We start from the raw sequence: 25,051 nt of genomic DNA on the forward strand, positions 1-25,051 counted from the left end.
CGAGCTTGATCCCGAGGTCTTCCGTGATCGCCTTGCCGCCGCTCACGGTCGCGATGTCCTCGAGCATGGCCTTGCGGCGATCGCCGAAGCCTGGTGCCTTGACGGCGCAGCACGCGAGCGTCCCGCGCAGCTTGTTGACCACGAGCGTCGCCAGGGCCTCCCCTTCCAGGTCCTCGGCGATGATGAGCAACGGCTTGCCTGCCCGGGCAACCTGCTCGAGCAGCGGCAGCATGTCCTTCATCACGCTGAGCTTCTTCTCGTGGATGAGGATCAGCGCGTCCTCGAGCACCACCTCCATCCGCTCCGCATTGGTCACGAAGTAGGGCGAGAGGTACCCGCGGTCGAACTGCATTCCCTCGACCACCTCGAGGGTCGTCTCCATCGCCTTGGCCTCTTCGACCGTGATGACGCCGTCCTTGCCGACCTTGTCCATGGCCTCGGCGATCAAGTTCCCGATCGCCTTGTCGTTGTTCGCGGCGATCGTGGCGACCTGGGCGATCTCCTTCTGGTCCTTGGTGGCCTTGGACATGTGCTTCAGCTCCTCGACCACCATGTCGACCGCCTGCTCGATCCCCCGCTTCAGGCCCATCGGGTTCGCGCCGGCCGTCACGTTCTTGAGCCCCCCGCGGAAGATGGCCTGCGCGAGCACCGTCGCGGTCGTCGTCCCGTCACCCGCGATGTCGGAGGTCTTGGCGGCCACTTCCCTCAGCATCTGCGCGCCCATGTTCTCGGCGGGATCCTTGAGCTCGATCTCCTTGGCGACGGTCACGCCGTCCTTGGTGATGGTGGGGCTGCCGTACTTCTTGTCGATGACGACGTTCCGTCCCTTCGGCCCGAGCGTCACCTTGACGGCACGGGCCATGATGTTGACCCCGCGCAAGACTGCGGCGCGGGCTTCCTCGTTGAACAGGAGCTGCTTAGGCATGGGTGCGTTCCTCCCGGGTGTGGGCGAATGGTCGAGGGCGGCCGGGCCGCTCGCTTAGGAGCCGAGGATGCCGAGGACGTCCTCCTCCTTCATGATGAGGTACTCGTGGCCGTCCAGCTTGACCTCGCTGCCGGAGTACTTGCCGAAGAGGATCCGATCGCCCGCCTTCACCGCCACGGGGAGCGTCTTGCCGCCCTCGGTCACCTTCCCGGTCCCGACGGCGATCACCTTGCCCTCCTGCGGCTTCTCCTTGGCGGTATCGGGGATGATGATGTTGCCGTGCTTGTCCTCCTGCTCCTCGAGACGCTTGACGAGCACGTGGTCATGGAGCGGGCGCAGCTTCATCTGGTGCGTTGCGTGAGCCATGGCGGATGCCTCCCTTGCTGCCCGGTGTGGTGCGCGCGGCTGGTGGAATTGTCCAGCGGCGATAGTGTACCACTGAAATAGTACACTGTGACAAAATTGTTATGATGTACTATTGGGTCATAGAGTATGAAGACCGCGATGAATCTCACGATAGACGGGCACAGCCCGCTTCCGATCCGCCGGCAGCTGACGGAGCAGCTCAAGCACGTCATCGAGAGCGGCGGCGTCGCGCGGGGCGAGGCCCTGCCCAGCATCAGGGAGCTGGCCGGCTTCCTCGCCATCAACACCAATACGGTTGCGCGCGTCATCGAGGATCTCAAGCGGAGCGGCTACGTGGAGGCTCGGCGGGGGGCGGGCGTGTTCGTGGCCTCGGCGCCGCCTGCCCGCCCCTCGTCTCACCTCCGCCAGGGCTTCTTGCGAGATACGGTGATCAGGGCGGCGGCCCTCGGGATGACCGCCGACGACGTCGCGGTGGGCGTTCTGAGCGTGGCCGGCGTCCGGCCCGCCGCCGTCCAGGGGGCCGTGGACGTTCTCCTCGTGGAATGCAGCCCGCCGGAGCTCGACTTCCTTGCCGGGCAACTCGAGGCCCACCTCCCGGTCCGCGTCGACAGGGTGCTCCTCGGCGAGCTGGCGGCGGTCGCGCGGCGGCAGAAGCCAGACGGTCGCTGGCGGGCCGCGGTCACGAGCTTCTGCCATCTCCCTGAGGTGGAGCGGCTCCTGAGCGGCAGAGGCGTCCCGGTGATCGCGCTCCTCGCCGAGGCGCATCTCGAGACCCTCCACCGCCTGGCCCAGATGCCGGCGGGGACACGGGTGGGCGTGGCCTCCGCCGCCGCGGAGGCGGCTCACAACCTGGAGCACTCGATCGCGAACGCCGGCCTGCCGAACATCGCGCTGGTCGGGGCGTGTCCCGCCGAGGGGGTCGCGTTGGGTCGCCTGCTCCGACGGGTGGACGTCATCGTCTGCTCCACCTCCGCGGCCGAGCGCGTCCGGGGCCTTGCGGGCGACGCCGTGCAGGTGATGATCGACGACCGGGCCCTCGATCAGCGCGCGGTCGAGATGCTCGCGGCCCTCCTGGTGCGACAAGACGGCGACAGGCCGGCGGCCGCTGCGTCCCCCGACCAGAGGGGCCTGAGCCCTCGCCGTCAAGGAAGGAGATACCCCATGGCGATCAGCAAGAAAGCTTCACTCCGAAGGACATCGCCGGAGCGAGAAGCCGCCGGCGAGCGGGCCGCCACTCGCAGCGCCCAGCGCCAGAAGGCCGCGGGCGCCGCAGCGAGCGAGACGCAGAACGTACGGCAGTTCGCCAAGACGCGCATGGCGGCTATCCGGGCTCACACCCAGGCGCGAGGGCAGCGGCGCCAAGCCCAGCGCGACTCCCGCTGAGACCGGAGAAGCGATCGGCCGTGACCTACCGGCTGACCGCGTGGCGCCGCGGGCTCAACCGCCTGGTCCGCGCCCTCCTCTACATGGGGCTGGGTCCGCGACACACCTATCTGCTGAGCGTGCGGGGGCGCCGGACCGGCCGGCTCCACTCGACCCCGGTGACGCTGGTGGAGGCGGCAGAGGCCCGTTGGCTCGTGGCGCCCTACGGCGAGGTTGGCTGGGTGCGCAACGCCCGCGCCGCCGGCGAGGTCACGCTCCGGCGTGGCCGCCGCTCGGAGACCGTCGGGCTGGCCGCCGTGGAGCCGCAGGAAGCCGGCGGCGTGCTGAAGCGGTACGCCACCGAAGTGCCCATCACCCGCCCCTTCTTCGAGGCGAGGCCGACCTCCCCGGTGGAGGCCTTCGTGACGGAGGCCTCGCGCCACCCGGTGTTCCGCATCGCCCCCCGGGGGAGTGCCGCGCCCCCGGGACGGTGAGTGGACGACGGGCCTCGGGGCGGCGTATATTCCACCTCGGACGGATGACCCGCAGGCCAACAATCACCGGGGACACTCCCAGGAGAGCTCCATGCGCACCTACTACGACATCAAGCTGAGCGACCGCACCGTCGCCGGGCGGGACCTCGAGGGCGAGGCCATCGTCAGGGCCGGGCGCTACCTGATCGCCAGGACGCTGCTCGACCTCGGCGCGGCCACGGTGGCTCCGCTCTCGCCGCAGAACCCACTGATCTTCTCGGCCGGCCCCTTCGCCGGCACGACCTTCTCCAACGCCAACCGCACCAGCATCGGCTGCAAGAGCCCGCTCACGGGCGGGGTCAAGGAGGCGAATGCCGGCGGCACCCTGAGCTACGGGCTGGGGCAGCTCCGGATCGCCGGGTTCACGCTCCTCGACGCCTCGCCGCACTGGGTGGTCATCCACTTCAAGAAGGACGGCGGCATCGCCTTCGACGACGGCGCGCCGTATCTGGGCAAGGGCAACTTCGAGGCCGCCCGCATGCTGCACGCCCGGTACGGCAAGAAGGTGAGCCTCGCCCTCTGCGGGCCGGTGGGCGAGTACCAGGGCCTGCTGGCGGGCATCGCCATCAGCGACAAGGACAACCGGCCCTCCCGCCTGGCGGCACGCGGCGGGGTGGGCGCGGTCATGGGGGCCAAGAAGGTCAAGGCCATCGTGGTGGACCTGGACCGCATCCCGCCCCTCGAGGACAGGAAGAAGGTCAACGCCAGCATCAAGGACTACGCGCGGATGCTGCAGGCCGACGGCGTCGTGGCGAACTTCTACGCCAAGCTCGGCACCATGGGCATGGCCGATGTCCAGAACCAGCTGGGTGGACTGCCGGTGCGCAACTTCAGCGCCGGCCAGCAGGCCAACCTCTCGGCGGGCGAGACGTTCAAGATGGGCGCCGAGTACATCGGCCCCCTCAACACCTCCCGCGGCGGCGAGCAGACCCATCCCTGCATGCCCGGCTGCGTGATCCAGTGCAGCAACGTGTACCACGACGCCGGCGGCAGGGAGGTGGTCTCCCCGGTGGAGTACGAGACGCTGGGGTTGCTCGGGACGAACTGCGGCATCAGCGACCCGGACGACCTGGCGGGGCTCAACTTCATCGCCAACGACCTGGGCGTGGACACGATCGAGCTGGGCGCGATGCTCGGGGTGCTCATGGAGGCCGGCCTCGGGAAGTTCGGCGACGTGCGGTTCATGACCGACTGCCTGGCCGAGATCCGCCAGGGCACCGAGCCGGGGCGCCTCTGGGCCCAGGGCACGGCGCGCGTCGGCCAGCAATACCATGTCCGCCGCGTGCCTGTGATCAAGAAGCAGTCCATCAGCGCCTACGATCCCCGGGTCGTGGAGGCCACGGGCATCTCGATGATGGCCACGGCCCAGGGCGCCGACCACACCGTCGGCAACCTGCCGCGGCTCAAGACGCGGGAGATGGACGCGGAGTCGCTCATCAGCCAGAGCCTGCTCCACCAGACCCAACACCGAGTTCCTGACCGGCGCCCTCAACGCCGCCCACGGGACCCACCTCACCGCGGACTTCTTCGAGGCCCTCGGCCGCGAGACGTTGCGCCTGGAGCACGAGTTCAATCGCCGGGCCGGCTTCACCGAGAAGGACGACGAGCTGCCCGAGTTCTTCTACAGCGAGCCGGTGCCGCCCACCGACCGCGTGGCGCGCTTCCACGGGGCCGAGGTCCACGGCATGTACGACCGCCTGCCCGTGGAGGCGGGATCCCGATGAGATACGGCTTCGCGCTCTTCGCCGGCATCGCCCCCGAGGTCATCCGCGCCGCCGCGCGCGAGGCCGAGGGGCTCGGCTACGACTCGTTCTGGGTGAACCACCCTGGCGCCATCGACGGCCTGGCCGCGCTCGCCGAGGCGGCGCGCGCGACCGAGCGCATCGAGCTCGGCATCGGCGTGATCCCGCTCCACACGCGCGGCCCGGCGAGCATCGTCCAGGGCGTGCGCGGCAACGATCTGCCTCCCGCGCGGCTCCTGCTCGGGGTGGGGAGCCCGAACCCGGACGCCCTCAAGCGCGTGCGGGCCGGGATCGCCGAGCTCAGGGCCCGGCTCGCGGTGCGCCTCGTCGTGGCCGCCCTCGGGCCCCAGATGTGTCGCCTCGCCGGCGAGGTGGCTGACGGGGTGCTCTTCAACTGGCTCACTCCCGAGCATGCGCGCCTGTCGGCCGGGTGGGTGCGGGCCGGCGCTGCCGCCGCGGGGCGGCAGCCGCCCAGGCTCTCTGCGTATGTCCGCGTTGCGCTCGGTTCCGGCGCGAGCGACCGTCTGGCCGAGGAGGGTGCGCGGTATGCGGCGATCCCCGCGTACGGGAGCCACTTCGCGCGCATGGGAGTGAAGCCCGTGGACACCGCCGTCGCCGCCCAGAGCCCGGAGGCCATCGCGGCCGCCCTTGGGAAGTGGGCCGGCGCCGTCGACGAGGTCGTGCTCCGCGCCCTCACCGCGGGCGACACCGTGGAGGAGACCCTGACGCTCCTCCGGGCGGCCAAGCAGGCGTGAGGCGGATTGCCGCTGGTCAGCCGCGCCGGGACACGCCGAAGGACGCCAGCTTCGCCCGGGAAAGGCGCTTCACCTCGATCCACAGCCGGCCCAGGCCCAGCAGGAGGAAGAGGAGGAGCAGGTTGGCGACCGCGTAGCGCCACCAGCTGTTGAAGCGGAGGTGCAGGTACTGGTTCACCAGCGTCAGGACGATCAGCTGATGGACGAAATAGAGGAAGAGAGCGGTCCGGCCCAGCGTTGCCAGCCATGTCAGCCGGAGGCCTCGCACCTCGCCGCCGTAGTAGAAGAGGGCCATGAGGACGAAGGTCATGCCGATCACCCAGACCGCCGTCGCCCCGCGCGGCGTCCAGTGCCGGTTGAGGATGAAGTCGCGCTTGAACATGAAGCGGTACTCGGTGTGCGCCCACGCGTCGTACGCGAATAGCCACGCGATGCACACGAGGCCGGCCGCGGCGATGGCGAGCATGTAGCGGGCACGGCGGCGCGCGTCGGGTTGTTCCACCCAGAGCTGCCCGAGCACGAGGCCGAAGAGGACGAGGGCGACCCAGGGCCAGGGCGGAAACTCGAAGAAGAGGACGCGCGAGCCCATGGGATGGGCGGCCACCCAGTCGCCCAGCGGGCCAAAGCACCAGCCGAAGGACAGGTACACGAGCACCGCCGTGGCCACGACCACGTAGCGCGCCACCCGAGAACGCAGGAGGAGACCGACGGGGGCCGCCACGATGATGCCGAGCCCGATCGTCTGCAGAACCCCATTGTTCCAGAACGGATCCTCGGGGAAGACCAGCACGTTCAGGAGGAGGCCGGCCAGGATGATGCGGCCGCCGCGCTTCGCGTACTTCCAGAGCGTGGGGAGCAGCTGCTCGGTGACGCGGCCGCGGACCTTCCCGAGCGACAGCGGCAGGCAGAAGCCGACCAGGAAGAGAAAGGTCGGCGCGGCCACGGCCATGGTCACGTAGATGGAGTAGTACCACGGCCACCCCATGGAGCGGTCCTGCCACCAGCGCCCCGTGTGGTTGACCACCATGAAGACCAGGGCGAAGCCGCGGAGGGCATCCAGGAACACCAGGCGCCCGGAGGCCGGGCGCGCGCCTGCCTCGTTCATGCTCGCTTCCTCTCTCCACGCCCCCAGAGCGAGCATACAACGTGTCCCGCGCGACGTGAGGTCGTGCGGGCTGCTCCCGGCCGCCCTCTTCGGACATAGGGGCTCGACGCGGACACCGTCGGGGGCGCCCACTTGACAGCGAGCCACTTTGGGCCGATTCTCGGCCCAGCGGGCCGCACCGAATCCACACCAACGTGGAGGCATCACGATGAGCGCAGTCACTCGACGGGATGTGCTGAGACTGGGCGGCGCGGCCGCCGCGGCGGGGCTGGGCCTCCCGGCCGTCCTCCGGGCCCAGCAGAGAGAGGTCCCCATGCTGGGCCTCTGGTCCTTCACCGGCGCCTTCTCCGACGTGGGCCCCGTCCTCGACCGGGGGATGAAGCTGGCCCTCGACGAGCGCGGGATGAAGATCCAGGGCAAGACGATCAAGTACATCACCCGCGACGACGAGACCAAGGCGGGCAGCGCCACGCGGCGCGCCGAGGAAGCCGTGGATGCCGAGGGCGTGAAGTACATCATCGGCCCCTGGTCCTCCGGCGTCGCCTTGGCAGTCTCGGAGGTGGCCAAGCGGAAGAAGGTCTTCCACTACTTCAGCGGCGGCACCGAGGACATCTCGGGCGCGCGCTGCCACCGCTACTCGTTCCAGTGGGCGGCGAGCCCCTACACGGCCGCGAAGACCGTGGTGGACACCTTCATGCAGGCCAACCCCAGGGCCAAGCGCTGGCACCTGCTGGTGGCCGACTACGCCTTCGGCTGGTCGGTAGAGAAGTACATCAAGGAAGTGGGCAAGGGGCACGGCATCGAGTTCGTCGGCGCCGACCGGCACCCGCTCGGCGAGCGCGAGTTCTCCAACTACGTGACCAAGGCGGCGGGGAACAAGCCCGACGTGGTCGCCATGATCAACTTCGGGCTGGACGCCGTCACCGGCGCCCGCGAGATCTTCAACTTCGGGCTCACACCCAAGATCCCGCTCATCATGACCTGGTCCTCGGGTGTCGAGGAGCTCGTCCAGCTCGCCCCGGAGATCCGGGAGAACATCTGGGTCGGCTCGAACTTCTACTACACGGCCGACACGCCGGTGGCGCGCGAGTTCGTGAAGAGCTACCAGGCCAAGTTCGGCGGCCCTCCCGGCTACGCGCCGGCCGCCGCCTACGGCATGACACGGATGTTGCTGCACGCCATGGACAAGGCCAAGTCCACCGAGGTCCCGGACGTGATCAAGGCCCTCGAGGGCCTCGAGGTGGACGACCTGGTCGGGCGCATGCGCGTGGACCCGAAGACCCACCAGACGCTGCGCCCGTTCTTCTTCATGCGCTGCAAGAAAAAGGGTGCGATGAAGCACCCCATGGACTTCGCCGACATCGTCGCGACGGGCTCCACGCCGCTGCCGGCGGCGTACGCGGCCTGCAAGGACATCGGAAGCCTCTGACAGCGAGTACACCTCGCTCGTCGCCTCCCTCGCCGCCTCGCATCCGGATCCTCTTGAGCGGCCGGCGGGGCGCAGCCGCTGCGTGAACGCCGCCCTGCTCTTCAGCCAGCTCCTGAACGGCATCGCGACGGGCATGCTTTACGCGTTGATGGGCGTCGGCCTGGCGCTCATCACGGGCGTGCTCAACATTCCCAACTTCGCCCACGGCGCCCTCTTCGCCCTCGGCGCCTATTTCCTCTACGCGGTGATCCAGGTCGTCGACAACTTCTGGCTGGCGCTGCTGCTTGCCCCCCTGGGCGTCGGGCTGCTGGGCGTCCTCATCGAGTACGGGGGGATCCGGCCGCTGTACAGGGCCGGCCACGACTACCAGCTCCTGCTCACGTTCGGGTTGTCGCTGATCGTGACCGAGGGCATCATCGTCGTCTGGAGCCCCGTCGGCATGAGCCAGCTCCCGCCGCCGCTCCTGCGGGGCGGCGTCGACCTCGGCATCACGTTCTACCCGAAGTACCGCCTCTTCGTGATGGTGGCCGCGGCGCTCCTGGTGTTCGGCGCCTGGCTCTTCCTCGAGAAGACGCGTTACGGGGCCATCATGCGCGCCGGCATCGAGGACAAGGAGATGGTCTCCCTCCTCGGCATCGACATTCACCGTCTCTTCACCGCCGCCTTCGCGCTGGGCTGCGTCCTAGCGGGTGTCGCCGGCGCCCTCACCGCGCCGATCAGGGGGCTGAATCCGTGGATGGGGGTGGACATGCTCGGCATCGCCTTCGTCGTCGTCGCGCTGGCGGGACTGGGGAACCTGCTGGGCTCCATCGTGGCGGGGCTGCTCGTCGGCGTGGCCCAGAGCCTGGTGGCGCTGGTCTGGCCGGAAGCCTCGGTGGCGGTGATCTTCGCCGTCATGGCGGCCGTCCTCCTCGTGCGCCCCCAGGGCTTGTTCGGCATCCGATGAGCGCCGCAGGCGCGAAGAGGCCGAACCGCAATGCGAGCTCTTTGACGTTCAAGCGAGATGGAGGGAGCGCCGCAGGCGCGAAGAGGCCGAACCGCAATGCGAGCTCTTTGACGTTCAAGCGAGATGGAGAGAGCGCCGCAGGCGCGAAGAGGCGGAACGGTGGCGCGGACGCCCCGATGAGCGCTTGCGCGAAGAGGCCAAACTGCCAAACCGAAGTCATCCACATTCAGGTGAGATAGATAGGTAGAATGAATCGAGCCTGGCTGGCCATCGTGGCCGCGGTGATCCTGCTCCCGGTCGTCCTCCGGCACGCCATCGCCACCGAGATCTGGATCTTCGCGATCTTCGGGCTCGGCCTGAACCTGCTCATGGGCTACACGGGGCTGCTCTCCTTCGGCCAGTCGACCTTCTTCGGGTCGGCCGGCTACGTGGCCGGCTACCTGTTGAAGCACTACGGGACCAACGTCTTCCTGGTGCTCGGCATCGGGATCGTGGTGGGCGCCCTGTCGGCGGCCGTCGTGGGCTATCTCTGCGTCCAGCGCTCGGGCCTCTACTTCATCATGCTGACCTTCGCGCTGAACCAGATGTTCTACTTCACGGCCTATCAGTGGACCACGGTGACGGGGGGGGAGGACGGCATGCCCGGCGTGCCACGCCCGAGCATCCTCGGCCTCGACATCCACGGGCCGCTCCCCTACTACACGGTAGTCGCGGTGCTCTTCCTCCTGTCGCTCTGGGTCATGAAGCGCATCGTGGAGTCGCCGCTCGGGAAGATCCTGCAAGCCATCCGCGAGAACGAGCTACGGGCCGAGGCCCTCGGCTACAACGTCCCCCGCATGAAGCTTGCCGCCTTCGTGATCGGCGGGGCCTTCTCGGGCCTGGCGGGGGTGCTCTACGCCATGCTCTTCGGCATCATGCCGCTCGAGGCCATCGGCTTCGTGTTCTCCGGCAACGTGGTCTTCGCCACCCTCATCGGCGGCTCGGGCTCCCTCTACGGGCCGGTGATCGGCTCGTTCGTGTTCATCTGGTTGTCGGAGTGGGTGAGCGCCATGTGGGCGCGCTGGCCGCTGCTCCTGGGCGTCGCTTTCGTGATCGTGGTGCTGTTCTTCCGGGGCGGGGTCGTCGAGGCGTGGGCCCGCTTCTGGGCCTGGCGCGCGGCGCACGGCGCGCCCGCTCACGCCGCGCGGGCCGATGGCCCTCGTTAGCACCGAGCGGCTCACCAAGCAGTTCGGGGCCCTGACCGCGGTCAACGCGGTCACGCTCGAGGTCCAGGAGGGCACACTCCACTCGGTCATCGGGCCCAACGGGGCCGGCAAGACCACGTTCTTCAACCTGCTGACGGGGCAGCTCGCGCCCACCTCGGGCCGGATCATCTTTGACGGGCGCGACATCACGGGGACCCCGCCGCACGGCGTCGCCCACCTCGGCATCGCCCGGTCGTTCCAGCGCACGAGCATCTTCCCGACACTCTCGCTCCTGGACAACGTGTGGCTGGCGGCCTTTGCCCGGCGGGCCTCCTGGCGTGGCCTGGCCTGGCGCCGGGCCGACCACTACCTGGAACTCGCCGAGCGGGCGCTCACGGTACTGGGGGAGGTGGGGCTCCGCGAGAAGGCGAGCCAACCAGCCCGCGAGATCTCCCACGGCGAGCAGCGGCAGCTCGAGCTGGCCATCGCGCTGGCGGCCGCCCCGCGGCTCCTGCTGCTCGACGAGCCGGCGGCGGGGCTATCGCCGGACGAGACCCAGAAGATGGTGGCCCTGGTCCGCACGCTCAAGGGGCGCTACACCATCATCCTCATCGAGCACAAGATCGACGTCGTGATGACCATGTCCGACCGGATCTCGGTCATGCATTTCGGCAGCGTCATCGCCGAGGGGACGCCGGCAGAGATCCAGCGGAACGCCGAGGTCCGGCGCGCCTACCTGGGTGGCATCGCGGCGCCATGATCCTCGACGTCCGCGGCATCGATACCTACTACGGGCTCGGCCACATCCTGCACGGGCTCTCGCTCGGGGTCGGGGAGGGCCAGGTGGTGGCGCTCCTGGGGCGGAACGGGGCGGGCAAGACCACGACGCTCCGCTCCATCACCGGCCTCACCCCGCCCCGCAGCGGCGCGATCACCTACAAGGGCGCGAGCATCGCCGGGCTGCCCGCCCACCGGATCTCGCGGCTGGGCATCGCGCTGGTGCCCGAGACCCGCGGCATCTTCTCCTATCTCACGGCGCGCGAGAACCTGGAGATCGCGCGCTGGCCGGGCTCACGCTGGTCGCTGGAGAGCATCCTGGAGCGCTTCCCGAAGCTGCGCGAGGTGCTGGACCGGAAGGGCCGGCTCCTCTCGGGCGGGGAGCAGCAGATGCTGGCCATCGCCCGCGCCCTCTTGACGGGGCCGGAGCTGCTCCTCCTCGACGAGCCGTCCCAGGGACTGGCGCCGCTGGTGGTGGAGACGGTCATGGGGACCATCCGGGAGCTCAAGCGCGAGCGCGTCAGCATGCTGCTGGTCGAGCAGAACGCCGAGATGGCGCTCTCCCTCGCCGACCGCGTCTACGTCATCGACCACGGGACCATCGTGTTCGCGGGGACGCCCGCCGAGCTGCGCGCCAACCACCAGGTCACCGCCACCTACCTCGGCGTCGGCGGCTGACCCGGGACGCCCCGCGGCCGATCAGGCCTCGATCTCCTCGCCGAACAGGAGCTTCCAGGCAGCGGCGTAGGCCACCACGCGGTGGGCCGGCTTGGGGAGCGCGGCGAGGAACTTGCGGAGCGCGCCCACCTTGTCCTCGAGGTCGTTCATCCGGTCCGGCCCCAGGTCGAGCGCGGCGAGGAAGCGCCAGGGGTGGTCGGCGATGAGCTCGACCCACTGCGGCCGCACGCGGCCCCAGTCGTCCCAGACGCGCGCGTGCCGCTGGCCGCTCACCGGGTAGACGGAGTAGGCGTCCCCGAAGGCCGTGTCCACGTGGAGGCCGGGGTGCTGCTCGAGGAGGCGCCGCAGGTAGGCCGGCCCGTAGATCGTGCTCCGCTCCTGATAGCGGATCTGCGCGAGATGGCACCAGATCACCCTGGCCCGCGGGTAGGCGGCGAGCATCTCCTCGAGCGGGGGCAGCAGCGCATCCTCGATCTCGTAGTGGATCTGGAACGGGACGCCGGTCTGCTGCGCGAACCGGAACAGCCGGTGACCGTGCTCGCCGTTGATGGAGATGCTCACGTCGCGGTAGGTCTCCCGCCGCTGCGCCTGCCGCGGCGAGGGGTAGTGGCGGAACTCGAACTCGCCGAGCAGCGGGTAGCCGTCCTCGGCGGCGCGCCTGAGATGCTCGTCGAGGAACTCCTTCGGCTTCTCGGTCCACGCCGGATACACCCCGCCCGTCGTGGTGGGGATGTAGCGCTCGGGATCGGCCTGGACGAGCCTCCGCGCGCCGTCATGCCAGAGCCGGCCCTGCGCGAAGCCGCCCGGGCCGATCTCGGGGGACAGCGCGATCATGGCGACGCCCAGCCTGTCCAGGCGCCGGGCATAGCCGGGGACATCGAAGTCACCGGGGTTGTAGGAGGACTCGATGTCCATGAGGGGGATCGTGCCCGTGGCCGCCACGCTCCTGAGCCGCGCCCGCCAGCCGCGCTGGAGAGCGGCGAGGTCGAGCCGCCCGTCGGATTCCGCGGGCGCCGCGCGAGAGGCCTGGCACGTTGCGGCTGCCGCTCCCACCGTCGCCGAGAGAAAGGCGCGCCTGTTCACGCTGGCGATTATGACACGCCGCCCGGGCCGTCTGGTATAGTCGCCGGGGCACAGACCACGCGCGGGAGGGACCCGTGAAGCTCATCACCCACGTCGCCATCGGGAGGAGTCGCGCATGATCTACGAGATCCGCACCTACAGCCTCGCCCCCGGGAGCCTCGGCGAGGTCGAGAAGCGCTTCGGCGAGGGCTACGAGCACCGCAAGAAGTACTCCGAGCTGACGGCCTTCTGGCACACGGAGATCGGGCCGCTCAACGAGATCGTCCACGTCTGGGGGTATCGCGACCTCGCCGAGCGGGCGCGCATCCGGGGCGAGGCGGCCAAGGACCCGAACTGGCCGCCCCGGGTCGGCGAGTTCGTCCGCGCCATGCGCTCGGAGATCGTCGTGCCGTTCTCGTTCTCGCCCGAGATCCGTCCCGGGAAGGTCGGGCCGATCTTCGAGCTGCGCTACTACACGTTGAAGCCGGGCATGCTTCCCGAGGTGGCGAAGGGCTGGGAGGCGAAGCTGCCGGAGCGGGCGAAGCTCTCGCCCGTCGTGCTGGCCGGCGGCGTCGAGTTCGGCCAGGCCAATGGCTTCGTCCACATCTGGGCCTACCCGAGCCTCGACGAGCGCGCCAGGATCCGCGGGGAGGCGGTGCAGAAGGGCGTCTGGCCACCGTCGGGCGGGCGGGACCGGCTGCTGACGCAGGAGAACAAGATCCTGCTGCCCGCCGCCTTCTCTCCGCTCCAGTAGCCCGTCGCGCGCGGGCGGTGGTCAGCGGCCGCCGCCCGCGGCGATCGTAGCGGGATCCAGGGCGGCCGTCAGAGGGCGACGACGTCGACGGCCTGGCCCCGGGCGGCGCTCCGCGCCACGGCCTCGGTGAACTCCATGTAGCGGACGCCGTCCTCGAAGGTCGTGCGCGAGACCGTCTCCCGGCCGCGGATCGCGTTGACGAACGCCTCCTCGACCCGCCAGCCGATGCGCCGCTCGGCGGGGATCGGGATCTCGCGGAGCTCGCCCTCGCCCCGCCGCCCGCCCCGGAGACGCCGGGCGTCGGCCTCGAGCTTCAGCGTGCCGTCGGTCCCGAAGATCCACACCTCGCTCGGCGGCGCCAGCGCCGTGACCGCGCTGAAGCGCAAGTGGGCGACGGCGCCGCCGGCCAGCGTGGCCAGGATGTCGACGTGGTCGGGCACCCGCACCTCGTGCCAGGCGCCGCCGGCGTCGCGGCGGCGCGGCACGGCGACCTTCGTCATCGCCATCACGCGGCGGGCCGGCCCCAGCCAGCGCATCATTGCCTCGTACCAGATGCCCATGTTGAGGATGTTGAGCCCGCTGAGCGAGGTGTCCTGGCGCCAGTGCAGCGGCGCCTCGGGCTCGACGAAGCCACCCTGGGTCGCCTGGAGCTCCACGGCCAGCACCTCGCCCGCGTAGCCCTCGGCCAGGAGCGCCTGGAGGGTCCCGTCGACCTCGAGCGTGTGGGGCGCCGGGACGAGCTGGGCCACGAGGTGCGGCGCCCGGCGCGCGGCCTCGAGCATGCGCCGCCCCTCGGCGGCGTCCATGGCCATGCGCGCCTCGCAGAGTACGTGCTTGCCCTGCGCGAGCGCGGCCAGCGTGATCTCGCAGTGCATGTAGGGCCAGGTCCCGATGCAGACCGCATCGACGTCGTCCGCCCGCACGAGGTCCCGCCAGTCCGCGTGGACGCGGGCGATGCCGAACTCGCGGGCGACGCGCTCACCCGACTCCCGTGTCCGGTTGGCCACCGCCACCAGCTCGATACCGGGCAGGGCCCGGAACCCAGGAATGTGGCGGCGGCGGGTGTTGTTGCCTGCGCCCACGAAGCCCACGCGGATCGTCTTGTCGGTCATGGTCCGACATCATAGCACCGCGGCCTCGCCGCTCTCGCGGGCCCGCGCAGGCAGACGGAGCGCCCCGCCATGGACGTCGCGATCGAAGCCCCGGGGCCCGGCTACCTCGCCGGGCCGCCTCCCGCCAGCGCCCAGTCGAGGTTCTTCTGCGCGGCCTGGAAGCCTGGTCTGATCGAGAGCGCTCGGCGGAAGTGCTCGACGGCCTCGCTCTTCCGGCCTTGCAGCGCCCGCACCATCCCGAGGTTGTTGTGCACCTCCGGGGACTCGGGGGTGAGCTTCAAGACCTCCTGGTAGTGCTGGACCGCCTCGTCGAGCTGCCCCTGGACGGCGAGGGCATTCCCCAGATCGTTATGCGCCATGGTGTCGCCGGGGCTCAGCTGCACCGCCCGGCGCAGCTGCTCGATGGCCTCGGCCGTCCGGCCCTGCCGGACGAGGATGGCGGCCAGGTTCTTGCGCGCCCGGGACGATCCCGGGTTCAGTCGAACCTCCTCGCGCAGGTGGAAGAGGGCCTCGGGAATCCGGCTCTCCTGCGCCAGCGCCAGGCCGAGACCGCTGTGCGCCTGGGCCAGGTCGGGGTTGATCGCGAGCGCCCTGCGGTAGTGCTCGGCCGCCTTCTGGCGCAGCCCCTGAGTCTCGCGGAACAGGCCGAGGTTGAAGTGAGCGATGGACGATGGGGCGACGGAGGTGGCGTGTGTCCAGAGCGTCTCCGAATCGCGCCAGACGTGGATCTGCCCCCGGGTGAGCGTTCCCAGTGCGCCCAGGACGACCACCAGCAGCCCCGCCAGGACAGCCGCGCGGCGGCGGCCGTCAGCGGGCCAGCGCCCCGCCAGCCACCAGTGCCGGAGCGCGCCCCCGCCGAGCAGCGCCAGGCCGAGGCTGGAAAGATAGCTGTAGCGGTCGGCCGCGAGGTACGGGCCGGCGCGCATCACCAGCCCGCTCACCGGCAGCACCATCAACGCCGAAGAGACCCAGGCCGCGAGCGCGCCGGGCCAGCGCCGGCGTCCCACGACCAGGCCCACCGTCACGAGCGCGAAGCTCAGCGTCGGAAACAGGAAGCGCCACGCCAGCAAGTCCGCCGGCCCCAGCCACCCGTACAGCGGCGACACGGGTAGAACATCAAGCCGTATTCCGCGATCGCCAGGCGCGTCCCGAACCCGTGCGTCTCCGCCACCCAGTCAGCGTGGGTCTTCGCGATGGTGGCCACCACCGCGCTGGCGCCGACCACCACGCCGTACGGTATCTTCTCCACGAGAAGCCGACGCCAGCCCACGACCGGAAGCCGCCTCAGCGGGTAGAGGTCCAGCAGCAGCAGCACCGCCGGCAGCGGCATGGCCGTGGCCTTGGAGAGGAGCGCTGCCACGAAGGCCCCGAGCGACGCGGCCTGCCACTGCCGCCGCCGCGAGACATCCGGCGTCTCCACCGCTCTCAGATACGCGAGCACCGCAGCGAGGAAGAACAGCCCGCAGAGAACGTCCCGACGGGCCGACGCCCAGGCCACCGATTCCACCCGGAGCGGGTGGATGGCGAAGAGCAGCGCCGCCACCCCGCCGAACAGCCTCACCTCCAGCCCCGCTTCCGCCGCGCCCGGGGCCGCGGCCTGCAACAGCCGCCACGCAACGACGTAGAAGAGCAGCGTGCTGGCGACGTGCAGGACGAGGCTGGTGAAATGGTACCCGGCGGGATTCATCCCCCAGAGGAGATAGTCGAGCGCGAAGGTGATCCAGGCGAGAGGGCTGTAATGGCCCATCAGGAAGTTGGTCAGCACCCAGCGGAGCTGGGGCCAGCCGAGGCCGCGGTAGTGGGGGTTGTCGACGAGCGCCTCGGGGTCGTCCCAGTTCACGAAGCCGTTTCCGAGCGTCGGCAGGAAGACGGCCACGGTGACCAGAGCCAGGACGAGCGGGATCGCCCAGCCGCCGCCGAATACCGTCGGCCGCGAACCGTGGCCCGGCACCGCTATCCCAGCTGCAGCTCGAATCGCTGTTCGTTCACCTCCGTCCCCCACTGAGTCCCCTTCTGCTGCTCCGCGAGCCGGAAGCCGTTCTTCAGCAGGCCCGCCGCTCGTCGTACGGACCGAGGAATGCCGCCAGCTCGGTGGCCACCCGGGCCTCGAAGAAGAGGCCGAAGCCCCACTGCCGCCGGTAATGCGGGCCATGAAGCTCGGCCACGCGCCCGGTCGCCCCGGGAACGTAGCCGCTGACGATCTCGACGCCCGGCATCACATGTCCTTGCCGCCGGTCCTACACGCGTGCCGGCCAACGCTCACGTTGACCGGCCGCGGCGAGCGAACGCGAGCCAGCGGTCCGGTCGAACGTGCTGTTAGCCAGACCCCAGTTACACATGATCCTCGCCGTCGAACTCGACCGGGGCTGTTTGGCCCCCGGCCCAGTGACGTTTGTAGAACTCGAAAAGCCGGATCGAGTGAAGTGGATGGCCTGACGCTCGACCGAACCGGTATACGAATCGGCTGTCGCCGACGCAGCGCTGTTCGCACTCCACCGTCGCTTCGAGAAGCGTGGGTTCCAGAGTGCGGAACCAGTGGACCTTGACGCGGGCCCGGGTGCCGAGGACCTCATCATAGTGGTGGAAGTAGAGGCCGCGAATCAGCTTCTCTATCGTTGCGTCATGTGCGTCAGAGTCCCAGGGGCCTACGTGTCCCCTTCCATAGATGACGCCTGAAGGCGTAGTCAGCCAGACCGGTTCCATACCCTCAAGGAGCCAGCGGTGCAAGCGACGGTTGCGCCGAATCCCACCGAGGGCCTGTTCCCAGAGTCGACTTGTTGACGCGGTATCGGCGCCGACGTGCAAGGACAAATACGTGCGAAAGAGCTCATCGACATGAGAGGCGCTCTGATTGCAGGGGGCACATGACGGGACGGTGATGAGGTCGTCCGGCCGAGGGCTCGGGAATATCCCCTTGGGCGGGATGTGATCGCGGGTTGTCGGCGACGGACTCCCGCAGTACCCGCAGATGTCGGCGCGATCTCTGGTCATTGCTGGCGAACGCTGCCGTTCACCTGCGGCGGACCGAGCGACCAAAGGGAGCGAGGCCCGGCGTCAGGTGAACGGCTTGTTATGCGGACACTTCGACGTAGTCAACCTTGCTCTGCGGTGTCGGAATAGGTACACCGTCTTCGCGCATGCCTTCGAGATGGAGCTCGATGGCCTCGCGGATCTCGGCCTCCACTTCTTCGAGAGAAGCGCCGGTGGCAACGCAGCCGGGAAGATCCGGGACATAGGCGGAGTAGTTGCTCTCGGCTTTCTCGATCACGATCGCGTATCGCATAGCCACCTCACTTCCTGAGTCCAGCCTGTTTGAGGATGCTATTCAGGGTGCCTGGGGCGAGATCGTCGCTCGGCTTTCCGGGGACGGTGACGCGTCCTGGTTTGGAGCCATGCTTGAACTGGCGGTGGCTGCCTTTCGTGGCGACGAGACGCCATCCATCGTCCTGCAGCATCCGCAGTACCTCACCGACTTTCACCAGGCCAGCATATCAGGGCTTCGTCCTTTCTGTGCGCGCTCCCCGCTGGTGAGGCATAACGTGCAGGCTGACCCGCGGCCCGGCGGGCCGGGCCGTCCGAGACCGGCCATTGCGCAAGTGGCCGGGCCGGCGGGTCCAGCCTGAAGTTAGACGCTACCCTGTCGCCCACGCCCGTCCTCGGCATGACACCCGTTCTGGTGTAGGATAAGCCGTATGGCGACGTTGGATTCCGTCGTGCACGCCGATCCCGAGATCCTGGGAGGCACGCCCGTCTTCCGGGGGACCCGGGTCCCCGTGAAGAACCTCCTCGACTACCTGGCCGCCGGGGACAGCCTGGATCAGTTCCTCGACGACTTTCCCACCGTGAGGCGTGACCAGGCCGTCGCTGCACTCGAGCTCGCCAAGGATCTGCTGACCGCCGGTGCGCATCCTGCTCGATGAATCCTTGCCGCGACCACTGGCCCGCCTTCTGCCGGAACACGAGGTCCGCACGGTCGCGGCGATGGGCTGGACGGGAATCAGAAACAGCGAGCTGCTGCAACTGGCGGCTGATAGGTTCGACGTCTTCTTGACGGCCGATCAGAATCTGGAGCACCAGCAACACCTCAGCGCCCTCCCGATTGCGGTCGTTGTTCTCGTCGCCCCAACGAACCGGATCGAGTCCCTCCGGCCTCTCGTACCTGCGCTGCTGCGAGGTCTCCAGACAGTGACGCCTCGCCAGCTCATCCGCGTCGGCGCCTAACGCTCGCGGTGAGCGGCGGTGGCGAGCGCATGCGAGCCGGCCGGCCGCTCCACTGCGTTGTTCGGCGACCTGCGGTCAGTCACCGAATACCGACTTCAGCCGCGATAACAACCGGAAGATTGAGAGGAAGCTGGGCCATGCCGATCGCCGTCCGGGCATGGCGACCCGCCTCGGGTCCGTAAAGCTTGAGGAGGAGGTCGGAACAGCCATTGATCACGGTTGTCGTTTGCGTGAAACCAGGCGCGACGTTGACCATTCCTGACACGGTGAGCCAGGCAGCGACCCGATCGAGATCGCCGAGTTCGCGCTTCAGACTCGACAAGATCGCCAGTGTCGCCGAGCGCGCCGCGGCGCAAGCCTGATCTAGCGAGACTTCCGCCCCGACCCTGCCAAAAGGCCCCTCCGGCGAACCGTCGGGGGCAAGTGGCCCATGACCGGAGACATACGCGCGGTCGCCGAGGATCCGGACCCACGCAAAGGGAATCTCGACGCCAGGCGGAAGTTTTGTGGGCGCCGGCAGAGCAAGGCCGAGCTGTCGAAGCTTGGATTCGACTTCCATCACGCCTCCAAGATGGCTCTAGTCGCCGAACTACAATTCGGCCACTGGATGGGCCGGTCTGCGTATTCCGGCAGACGCTGCGAGGCCGGTCGGCCTGTTCCGGCGGCCCAGGGCGGTGTCTCGGCTGCATCCGGCTCCATGTTCTCCACATCTTGCGAGCTTTCGAGCACACGTGGCGGCGCCGGGATAGGCTGCGAGGTGCTGCAGCGTATCTTGGCGCATGCGGCCGTGGGCGCTGCTCGGGGCGTCACGGCGAGACCATCCGGGAGGCCGGCCTGCGCGCGAAGGCCGGCCCACGGTCTAAGGCCTGGGCGCGGATCATGGTGGTGGCGTCGACGATGCGGGGGGCTTTGCGGGCGGATGACCTCGCGGAGGCAGTCGACGAGGCGCGGCCTGCGCGCGTCGGGAGGGCGGGACCGGCGGAGCAAGGGAAACCGGGATGGCCGGGCTCTGGCTGGGTACGTGAGCGGCGTGAGCGATCCGCGGAAGGTCATGGCGCGGGCTCCCCTCTCGGTCGGGACGCGGCAACCATAGCGCATGCTCCCGGGCCGGGCAATGGCGATCCCGCAGTCTTCGCGGGGGACATGACCGGGAGGGATGACGGCCGGCGAGGGCCGCAGAGGCCATGCGGACGGGCTGCTTGCAGGGCTACCTGGCCTGAGCCCGGAGCGACACGGGGGGCGCGCCCGGCACGATGGCGACGTGCACCGGGTTGAGGCCGGGGACGGCGCCGACGAGCGCGTGGATCGCGTCTTCGGCCTGCTCGATGGGGAAGGAGTGCGTGTGCATCTTCTCGAGCGGGTGGCGGCCCGACTCGATGAGGTCGACGGCGCGGAAGGTGTCCTCCACGGGCATGCTGAGCACGCCGCGGATGGTCAGCTCCTTGTAGATCACGTCGTCGACGGGGAGCTCGCGCGCGGGCCGCTGGCCCTTGAGGCCCGCCACGACGATCCGGCCCTTCCGCACGGCGATGGCGACGGCATGCCCGAGGGACTCCGGCGAATAGGGGGTGGTGTCGACCACCACCTCCGCCCCGCCTCCCGTCGCCTCGCGCACGCTGGCGACCACGTCCTCCGTCTCGGCATTGATGGTGACGTCGGCGCCCAGCTCGCGGGCCAGCGCGAGCTTGTGGGCGTCGCGGGAGAGCCCCGTGATGACGATCTGGCGGGCGCCGGCCGCGCGGGCCGCGATCACGCAGCACAGCCCGCGCTGGCCCGCGCCCAGGATGACGACCCGGTCGCCGGGGCCGGTGGCGGGGACGGAGCCGGCCCAGGAGAGGCCTGCGGCGAGGGGGTTGAACATGACCGCGACGCCGGCGGGGATCCGCGGGTCCATCTTCTTCAGGACGGAGTGGGGGCAGAGGTACATGTGCTCGGCGTAGCCGCCCCAGAGGTGCGGGGGCTTGCTCACGTCGGTGTAGCCGTAGGTGCCGCCGCGCGTGCGGCAGGCGCGCGTCTCGAACCGGCCGCAGGCGGTGCAGCGGCCGCAGCCATAGCCCGAGCGCACGGCCACGCGGTCGCCCTCGCGGAGGCTCCAGCGCTCCCGCGCCCGCGCCCCGATCTCCTCGATGAGGCCCAGCGGCTCGTGCCCGGGGACGACCGGGTACTGCGTGTAGTCCTCGTGCGGGGGCGCCGCGCCCTCGTACTGCTCGTAGTCGCTGCCGCAGATGCCGCAGGCCTCGATCCGGAGGAGCGCGTCGTCCGGCCCGATCGCCGGCCGCGCGAACTCCCGTAGCTCGATCGTCTTCGGATTGACGAGCACCGCCGCGCGCACCGTGCCTCCCATGGTCACCTCCGCCGCCGCTTGGTCATGTACGTCTCCCACGGCATCCAGCCGAGCAGGCTCCCGCCATCCACGTCGAGGGCGAGGCCGCAGAGGGGGTCGGCGGCCTCCGAGCAGAGGAAGACGGTGACCCGTCCGAGGTCGCCGGGGGTGATCCAGCGTCCCTTGGGGACCATCGCGATGCGCTCGCGCCGGGTCTGCTCGTCCGCGTTCCGCTCGTACATGGGCGTGAGCGTGGGGCCGGGGCAGATGGCGTTGACGTTGATGCCGTACGGGGCGACCTCGTAGGCCAGGTGGCGCGTGAAACCGAGGAGCCCGGCCTTCGAGGCCGTGTAGCTCGCGGCTCCCGTGAAGCTGATGCGCTTGGCCGCCACCGAGGCGATGTTGACGATGCGTCCCCACCCCTTCGCCCGCATGAGCGGCAGCACGGCCTTCGAGCAGAGGAAGGCGCCGGTCAGGTTCACGTCGAGCACCCGGCGCCAGCGCGCCTCGTCGAGGTCCTCGACGAGCTCGGTCGTCGCGATGCCGGCGTTGTTCACGAGCACGTCCACCCCGCCGAAGGCCGCCGCCGTCCGGCGGACCATGTCCTCCACGGGGCCGGCGTCGCTCACGTCCACCCGCACCGCCAGGGCCCGGCCCCCCGTCTCCTCGATCCCGCGGACCGTCGCGGCGGCGCCGGCCTCGTCGATGTCGGCGACCGCCACCGCCGCGCCGGCCCCGGCCAGCGCCGCGGCGAGCCCCGCGCCGATGCCGGCCCCGGCGCCGGTCACGATGGCGACGCGGCCCGACAGCTCCTGATCAGCGGCGCTCACTGTCGTCCACCTGCATGAGGGCGCTCAGGCCGCGGTAGAATGTCGGCGCCCCGCCCGGGACCAGGCACGTCTCGAGGACCTCGAGCAGCTCCTCGCGCGTCGCGCCGAGTCGCATGGCCCGCCGCATGTGCGTCACCAGGCCGGCCTCCTCCAGCCCGCGGAAGGCCAGCAGGGCGATGGCCACGAACTCCCGCACCTTGGCCGACACGTGCCGCCCCTCCCCGAGGCCGAGCTCGTAGAGCCGGTTGTAGGCCTCGACGAAGTCGGGGTCCTGCCGTGCCGCGAACTCCCACTCCGGATAGGTGTAGCCCCGCGCCGCCTTCATCCGGGCGATCAGGGCCTCGGAGCGCTGGGCCCTCTCGTCGTCGCTCATGGCGTCACCCGGCCAGCGCTGGCGTCGTACCGAAGCTCGCGCATCATTGCTCCTCCTTCGCACGGCTCGAGGATGGGGCGATCACTCTATCACGAGATGCGCCCGGCCCCCGGCGGCCAGCGTCTGCTCGAGGCGCGGCACGGGGCGGGCCAGGGTGGGGTCGGTGGCGAAGAGCTGCTCGAGGGCCTGCGCGGCGCCGAGGGTGAAGCGGTCGCCGTACATCGGCCCCACGACCTGGATGCCGAAGGGCGTCCCCTGCGGGTCGAGGCCGCAGGGCAGGGCGACCACGGGGTGGCCCACGACCGTCAGCGAGGAGGTCAGCGCCGCCCAGTGGACGTAGTTGTCCATGGGCCGGCCGTCCACCTCCGTCGGGTAGAGCTGGTCGTAGGGGAAGGGGAGCACGGTGACACCGGGGCAGAGGAGCACGTCGACCCCCTCGAGGAAGTCCTGGAAGCGCTGGTAGAGGCCGAGCTGCTCCTTGTGGGCGAGCGCGACGCGCTTGAGGTCCATCTTGAGGGCGGCCGCGTAGTTCGACCGGACATTGGGGTTGACCTCGGGGCCGTAGCGCTCGATCCGCTCGGCGTGCCGGGCCAGCATGTACTCGCCGCGCAGGAGCCAGAAGGTCTCCAGCATCGTCGAGAAGTCGGGGCTCCGCTCCTCGCAGGAGGCGAAGACGTGGCGGAAGCGCGCCACGCGCTCGTGGAAGGTGTCGCGCACCCGGCGGTCCACCGTGGCGCAGCCGAGGTCGGCCGAGACGACGACGCGGAGCCGGGCGAGGTCGACGGACTCCACCGTCTCGAACTGGGCGGGGTCGAGCGGCCAGGCCATGGGATCGCGGCGGGTGCGCGCGGCCATCGCCGACAGCAGCAGCGAGGCATCGGCCACCGTGCGGCCCATGGGGCCCTGGCTCTGATAGAAGGTCAGCGCCAGGTCGCGCCGCTCCGTGGGCACGACGCCCGGGCTCCCCCGGTGGGCCACGACGCCGTTGAAGCAGGCGGGCAGGCGCAGGCTGCCGCCCGTGTCAGAGCCCTGGCAGAGCGGCAGCATGCCCGTGGCCAGCGCCACGCCGGCGCCGCCCGAGGAGCCGCCGCATGTCAGGCGGAGGTCGAACGGGTTGCGCGTGGCGCCGAAGAGCGCGTTGTTCGTGTTGCCGCCGGCGCCGAACTCGGGCGTGTTCGTCTTGCCGAGCACGATGCCCCCCGCCCGGCGGACGGCCGCCACCATGAGCGAGTCCCGGTCGGGCACGTGGTCGCGGAAGAGGAGCGAGCCATAGGTGGTCCGCACCCCCTCGGTCTCGTCGAGGTCCTTGATCCCCACCGGCAGCCCGTGGAGCGGCGGCAGGGCATCCCCGCGCATGACGGCGGCCTCGGCGGCCCGCGCCTCGGCCCGCGCGCGGTCGTAGCACGTCGTGACGACCGCATTGACATGCGGGTTCCACTGCTCGATGCGGCGGATGCAGGAGTCGACCAGCTCGACGGGGGACAGGCCCCGGGCGCCGATCAGCCGGCGGGCCTCGACGGCGGTGAGATCACAGGGCTCGGCCATGGGTGGTTACTCCTTCTTACTTGGAGGCGTGTCTCACTCCGGCGGAGCACCCGCCTCGGGTGGACGGACTGCCGTGTGGATGAGGTCAGTCAGATCTGAGGGGATCCTCGACACGGCCCAGGCCCAGGGTCCGAAGCCCCCGTGCTGGGTCACGGCGCGAACCCATTCGTCCAGCGCGGCCCGCTTCGCCTGGTTCTGCGGCGAGTCCTGGCCCTTCACCTCGAGGACGAGCGCGCGCCCCGTCTTGAGTCGCACCAGGAAGTCGGGGCGGTACTTCCGCACGACGCCGTCGAAGACGTAGACGATCTCGAACCCGAGGTGGTCGTTCTTCGCCCAGGCCTCGACGTCGGGGTGATGCTCGAGGGCGAAGGCCTCGCTCGCCTCCCACGTGCTGTCGAAGACGCAGCGATTGATGGGCGAGCGCTCGATGTCCGCCCAGGGGCGGCCCGTGTACCAGGGCAGCATGTCGCCCGTGCTGCGGATCGGCTTCTCGGTGTCGAACAAAGGCGTCAGCGCCAGCGTGTTCTCGTGGCGGATGGCCTCCCACAGGTGGCGGACGATGCGGTTCATGTTGAGCGTGAGCAGGATGCGGCGCCTCCGGCCGTCCTGGTTGAACAGCGCGGGGGAAATCTCCAACCGATCAGAGGCCAGGAAGCTCTCGACCAGCCCCACGAGCTGGGCGACGAGGACCTCCCGGCTCCCTGACCACGTGGGGGCCATCTGGTCGAAGACGTCGCGGGCCGTCTGGAACACGATGGTCTGCATCCGGAACCGGCGCGCCAGATCGTCGAGGTCGATCTCCGTGAGCCGGCTCACGTCCGGCTTGCCCTCGACCACGGGCGCGAGCTGAGCGAGAGTGGCCGTCTCCGAAACCTCCAGGCGCAGCACCGGCGCTTCCGCCCAGTCGAGCGACAGGCGCGGCGTCCACGCGTGCTCGACGCGGACCACGTTCGGCCACGTGATCTCGAAGCCGCGCTTGTCGGGCAGGGCCTCGATCCGGGACTTGGGCGGCGGAGGTGGCGGGACGAC

The 25,051-nt window shown here is 70.0% G+C and carries 26 protein-coding genes and 2 pseudogenes; 12 read left to right on the top strand and 16 right to left on the bottom strand.

All coding sequences use genetic code 11. The features are described 5' to 3' along the window. Both groEL and groES read right to left on the bottom strand, forming a co-directional pair. The coding region (groEL, locus tag HYV93_08010) for a chaperonin GroEL (protein MBI2525915.1) at window positions 1-925 on the bottom strand (925 nt) is incomplete at its 3' end. A gap of 54 nt (window positions 926-979) precedes the next feature. Next, the gene (groES, locus tag HYV93_08015; protein ID MBI2525916.1) at window positions 980-1,270 is read right to left on the bottom strand and encodes a co-chaperone GroES; all 291 of its coding nucleotides are present in this window, start codon (window positions 1,268-1,270) and stop codon (window positions 980-982) included. Between the two features lie 159 nt (window positions 1,271-1,429). On the opposite strand from groES, the gene HYV93_08020 reads away from it, so the two are divergent. The 4 genes and pseudogenes from HYV93_08020 (at window position 1,430) to HYV93_08035 (ending at window position 5,683) form a co-directional block, all read left to right on the top strand. Then, window positions 1,430-2,674 (top strand): GntR family transcriptional regulator, encoded by a 1,245-nt coding sequence (locus HYV93_08020; GenBank protein ID MBI2525917.1) that lies wholly within the window; start codon window positions 1,430-1,432, stop codon window positions 2,672-2,674. Between the two features lie 83 nt (window positions 2,675-2,757). Next, window positions 2,758-3,147: a nitroreductase family deazaflavin-dependent oxidoreductase gene (locus HYV93_08025; protein ID MBI2525918.1), complete on the top strand. Its 390-nt coding sequence runs from the start codon at window positions 2,758-2,760 to the stop codon at window positions 3,145-3,147. Window positions 3,148-3,238: 91 nt separating this feature from the next. Continuing rightward, window positions 3,239-4,910: pseudogene (locus HYV93_08030) on the top strand (aldehyde ferredoxin oxidoreductase). Beyond that, window positions 4,907-5,683 carry an LLM class flavin-dependent oxidoreductase gene (locus HYV93_08035; GenBank protein ID MBI2525919.1) on the top strand — a complete coding sequence of 259 codons (777 nt, stop codon included), beginning with the start codon at window positions 4,907-4,909 and terminating at the stop codon, window positions 5,681-5,683. Before HYV93_08030 ends, HYV93_08035 begins: the two are co-directional and overlap by 4 nt. A 16-nt stretch (window positions 5,684-5,699) precedes the next feature. On the opposite strand, the gene HYV93_08040 is transcribed toward HYV93_08035, so the two are convergent. Then, window positions 5,700-6,788, bottom strand: a complete 1,089-nt coding sequence (locus HYV93_08040) for a DUF1624 domain-containing protein (GenBank protein MBI2525920.1) — start codon at window positions 6,786-6,788, stop codon at window positions 5,700-5,702. Between the two features lie 208 nt (window positions 6,789-6,996). Here HYV93_08040 and HYV93_08045 point away from each other — a divergent pair, with 208 nt between their 5' ends. The 5 genes from HYV93_08045 (at window position 6,997) to HYV93_08065 (ending at window position 11,802) form a co-directional block, all read left to right on the top strand. After that, entirely contained in the window at window positions 6,997-8,217 is a 1,221-nt protein-coding gene (locus HYV93_08045) for an ABC transporter substrate-binding protein (GenBank protein ID MBI2525921.1), read from the top strand. Between the two features lie 82 nt (window positions 8,218-8,299). Continuing rightward, window positions 8,300-9,163, top strand: a complete 864-nt coding sequence (locus tag HYV93_08050; GenBank protein ID MBI2525922.1) for a branched-chain amino acid ABC transporter permease — start codon at window positions 8,300-8,302, stop codon at window positions 9,161-9,163. A gap of 248 nt (window positions 9,164-9,411) precedes the next feature. After that, a complete protein-coding gene (locus HYV93_08055; protein ID MBI2525923.1) occupies window positions 9,412-10,368 on the top strand; it encodes a branched-chain amino acid ABC transporter permease in 957 nt (318 codons plus the stop codon). Beyond that, window positions 10,355-11,107: an ABC transporter ATP-binding protein gene (locus HYV93_08060; GenBank protein ID MBI2525924.1), complete on the top strand. Its 753-nt coding sequence runs from the start codon at window positions 10,355-10,357 to the stop codon at window positions 11,105-11,107. Before HYV93_08055 ends, HYV93_08060 begins: the two co-directional genes overlap by 14 nt. Next, the gene (locus HYV93_08065) at window positions 11,107-11,802 is read left to right on the top strand and encodes an ABC transporter ATP-binding protein (GenBank protein ID MBI2525925.1); all 696 of its coding nucleotides are present in this window, start codon (window positions 11,107-11,109) and stop codon (window positions 11,800-11,802) included. Before HYV93_08060 ends, HYV93_08065 begins: the two co-directional genes overlap by 1 nt. A 21-nt stretch (window positions 11,803-11,823) precedes the next feature. Here the strand turns inward: HYV93_08065 and HYV93_08070 are convergent, their stop codons facing one another. Next, window positions 11,824-12,885, bottom strand: coding sequence for an amidohydrolase (locus HYV93_08070; GenBank protein ID MBI2525926.1), 1,062 nt, complete (start codon window positions 12,883-12,885; stop codon window positions 11,824-11,826). A gap of 115 nt (window positions 12,886-13,000) precedes the next feature. On the opposite strand from HYV93_08070, the gene HYV93_08075 reads away from it, so the two are divergent. Next, window positions 13,001-13,618 carry an NIPSNAP family protein gene (locus HYV93_08075; GenBank protein ID MBI2525927.1) on the top strand — a complete coding sequence of 206 codons (618 nt, stop codon included), beginning with the start codon at window positions 13,001-13,003 and terminating at the stop codon, window positions 13,616-13,618. A 68-nt stretch (window positions 13,619-13,686) separates the two neighbouring features. On the opposite strand, the gene HYV93_08080 is transcribed toward HYV93_08075, so the two are convergent. From HYV93_08080 to HYV93_08105, 6 genes and pseudogenes are all read right to left on the bottom strand, one after another. Further along, entirely contained in the window at window positions 13,687-14,730 is a 1,044-nt protein-coding gene (locus HYV93_08080) for a Gfo/Idh/MocA family oxidoreductase (protein ID MBI2525928.1), read from the bottom strand. A 101-nt stretch (window positions 14,731-14,831) separates the two neighbouring features. Next, entirely contained in the window at window positions 14,832-15,836 is a 1,005-nt protein-coding gene (locus HYV93_08085; protein MBI2525929.1) for a tetratricopeptide repeat protein, read from the bottom strand. Next, the gene (locus HYV93_08090; GenBank protein MBI2525930.1) at window positions 15,767-16,681 is read right to left on the bottom strand and encodes a hypothetical protein; all 915 of its coding nucleotides are present in this window, start codon (window positions 16,679-16,681) and stop codon (window positions 15,767-15,769) included. Before HYV93_08090 ends, HYV93_08085 begins: the two co-directional genes overlap by 70 nt. A gap of 2 nt (window positions 16,682-16,683) precedes the next feature. Then, window positions 16,684-16,946: pseudogene (locus tag HYV93_08095) on the bottom strand (hypothetical protein). A gap of 854 nt (window positions 16,947-17,800) precedes the next feature. Continuing rightward, window positions 17,801-18,013, bottom strand: a complete 213-nt coding sequence (locus HYV93_08100; GenBank protein MBI2525931.1) for a type II toxin-antitoxin system HicB family antitoxin — start codon at window positions 18,011-18,013, stop codon at window positions 17,801-17,803. 7 nt (window positions 18,014-18,020) lie between these two features. Further along, the gene (locus HYV93_08105; protein ID MBI2525932.1) at window positions 18,021-18,209 is read right to left on the bottom strand and encodes a type II toxin-antitoxin system HicA family toxin; all 189 of its coding nucleotides are present in this window, start codon (window positions 18,207-18,209) and stop codon (window positions 18,021-18,023) included. 213 nt (window positions 18,210-18,422) lie between these two features. Here HYV93_08105 and HYV93_08110 point away from each other — a divergent pair, with 213 nt between their 5' ends. Both HYV93_08110 and HYV93_08115 read left to right on the top strand, forming a co-directional pair. Further along, the gene (locus tag HYV93_08110) at window positions 18,423-18,650 is read left to right on the top strand and encodes a DUF433 domain-containing protein (GenBank protein MBI2525933.1); all 228 of its coding nucleotides are present in this window, start codon (window positions 18,423-18,425) and stop codon (window positions 18,648-18,650) included. Then, the gene (locus HYV93_08115; protein MBI2525934.1) at window positions 18,631-18,951 is read left to right on the top strand and encodes a DUF5615 family PIN-like protein; all 321 of its coding nucleotides are present in this window, start codon (window positions 18,631-18,633) and stop codon (window positions 18,949-18,951) included. The genes HYV93_08110 and HYV93_08115 overlap by 20 nt, the downstream gene beginning before the upstream one ends. Before the next feature lie 79 nt (window positions 18,952-19,030). Here the strand turns inward: HYV93_08115 and HYV93_08120 are convergent, their stop codons facing one another. From HYV93_08120 to HYV93_08145, 6 genes are all read right to left on the bottom strand, one after another. After that, entirely contained in the window at window positions 19,031-19,510 is a 480-nt protein-coding gene (locus tag HYV93_08120; protein MBI2525935.1) for a RidA family protein, read from the bottom strand. 648 nt (window positions 19,511-20,158) lie between these two features. Next, window positions 20,159-21,295 carry a zinc-binding dehydrogenase gene (locus HYV93_08125; protein MBI2525936.1) on the bottom strand — a complete coding sequence of 379 codons (1,137 nt, stop codon included), beginning with the start codon at window positions 21,293-21,295 and terminating at the stop codon, window positions 20,159-20,161. A 2-nt stretch (window positions 21,296-21,297) separates the two neighbouring features. Beyond that, window positions 21,298-22,104, bottom strand: coding sequence for an SDR family oxidoreductase (locus HYV93_08130; GenBank protein ID MBI2525937.1), 807 nt, complete (start codon window positions 22,102-22,104; stop codon window positions 21,298-21,300). After that, complete coding sequence (locus tag HYV93_08135) at window positions 22,091-22,477, bottom strand: carboxymuconolactone decarboxylase family protein (protein MBI2525938.1); 387 nt, start codon at window positions 22,475-22,477, stop codon at window positions 22,091-22,093. The genes HYV93_08130 and HYV93_08135 overlap by 14 nt, the downstream gene beginning before the upstream one ends. Before the next feature lie 81 nt (window positions 22,478-22,558). Then, window positions 22,559-24,022 carry an amidase gene (locus tag HYV93_08140; GenBank protein MBI2525939.1) on the bottom strand — a complete coding sequence of 488 codons (1,464 nt, stop codon included), beginning with the start codon at window positions 24,020-24,022 and terminating at the stop codon, window positions 22,559-22,561. Window positions 24,023-24,055: 33 nt separating this feature from the next. Further along, window positions 24,056-25,051, bottom strand: a 996-nt coding sequence (locus HYV93_08145) for a type III restriction endonuclease subunit R (protein ID MBI2525940.1), incomplete at its 5' end; no start/stop codon positions are given.

The sequence above is a fragment of the Candidatus Rokuibacteriota bacterium genome (assembly GCA_016188005.1).
GTDB lineage: Bacteria > Methylomirabilota > Methylomirabilia > Rokubacteriales > CSP1-6 > UBA12499.

What these genes read in the sequence shown, in the direction of transcription:
- groES (MBI2525916.1), bottom strand. Translation starts at nt 1,270, where the DNA reads ATGAAGCTGCGCCCGCTCCATGACCACGTGCTCGTCAAGCGTCTCGAG.
- HYV93_08020 (MBI2525917.1), top strand. Translation starts at nt 1,430, where the DNA reads ATGAATCTCACGATAGACGGGCACAGCCCGCTTCCGATCCGCCGGCAG.
- HYV93_08025 (MBI2525918.1), top strand. Translation starts at nt 2,758, where the DNA reads ATGGGGCTGGGTCCGCGACACACCTATCTGCTGAGCGTGCGGGGGCGC.
- HYV93_08035 (MBI2525919.1), top strand. Translation starts at nt 4,907, where the DNA reads ATGAGATACGGCTTCGCGCTCTTCGCCGGCATCGCCCCCGAGGTCATC.
- HYV93_08040 (MBI2525920.1), bottom strand. Translation starts at nt 6,788, where the DNA reads ATGAACGAGGCAGGCGCGCGCCCGGCCTCCGGGCGCCTGGTGTTCCTG.
- HYV93_08045 (MBI2525921.1), top strand. Translation starts at nt 6,997, where the DNA reads ATGAGCGCAGTCACTCGACGGGATGTGCTGAGACTGGGCGGCGCGGCC.
- HYV93_08055 (MBI2525923.1), top strand. Translation starts at nt 9,412, where the DNA reads ATGAATCGAGCCTGGCTGGCCATCGTGGCCGCGGTGATCCTGCTCCCG.
- HYV93_08060 (MBI2525924.1), top strand. Translation starts at nt 10,355, where the DNA reads ATGGCCCTCGTTAGCACCGAGCGGCTCACCAAGCAGTTCGGGGCCCTG.
- HYV93_08075 (MBI2525927.1), top strand. Translation starts at nt 13,001, where the DNA reads ATGATCTACGAGATCCGCACCTACAGCCTCGCCCCCGGGAGCCTCGGC.
- HYV93_08080 (MBI2525928.1), bottom strand. Translation starts at nt 14,730, where the DNA reads ATGACCGACAAGACGATCCGCGTGGGCTTCGTGGGCGCAGGCAACAAC.
- HYV93_08100 (MBI2525931.1), bottom strand. Translation starts at nt 18,013, where the DNA reads ATGCGATACGCGATCGTGATCGAGAAAGCCGAGAGCAACTACTCCGCC.
- HYV93_08110 (MBI2525933.1), top strand. Translation starts at nt 18,423, where the DNA reads ATGGCGACGTTGGATTCCGTCGTGCACGCCGATCCCGAGATCCTGGGA.
- HYV93_08120 (MBI2525935.1), bottom strand. Translation starts at nt 19,510, where the DNA reads ATGGAAGTCGAATCCAAGCTTCGACAGCTCGGCCTTGCTCTGCCGGCG.
- HYV93_08125 (MBI2525936.1), bottom strand. Translation starts at nt 21,295, where the DNA reads ATGGGAGGCACGGTGCGCGCGGCGGTGCTCGTCAATCCGAAGACGATC.
- HYV93_08135 (MBI2525938.1), bottom strand. Translation starts at nt 22,477, where the DNA reads ATGAGCGACGACGAGAGGGCCCAGCGCTCCGAGGCCCTGATCGCCCGG.
- HYV93_08140 (MBI2525939.1), bottom strand. Translation starts at nt 24,022, where the DNA reads ATGGCCGAGCCCTGTGATCTCACCGCCGTCGAGGCCCGCCGGCTGATC.